The following is a 205-nucleotide window of genomic DNA, read 5'->3' on the forward strand; positions in this document are numbered from 1 at the left end:
AATTGTTTATCGTAAAGCTTGCTGTAGCTGTACATCCATTATCATCTGTTACTCGAATCGTGTGAGTACCCACTGGAATATCTGTTAAACTTGTAATGAAAGCTCCTGCTCCATTTAATTGATAGTCATATGTATATGGTGGTGTACCTCCTGTAACATCTCCTTCAATTGTTGCTCCTGTAGCTGGATCACAAGTTACCTCTTT

At 38.5% G+C, this 205-nt stretch carries 1 pseudogene; it reads right to left on the reverse strand.

The features are described 5' to 3' along the window. Nucleotides 1-205, reverse strand: a pseudogene (locus Q1A15_RS21020) (hypothetical protein); the annotation flags it as partial.

The organism is uncultured Tenacibaculum sp. (genome assembly GCF_947495995.1).
In the GTDB taxonomy this organism is placed as follows: Bacteria; Bacteroidota; Bacteroidia; order Flavobacteriales; family Flavobacteriaceae; genus Polaribacter.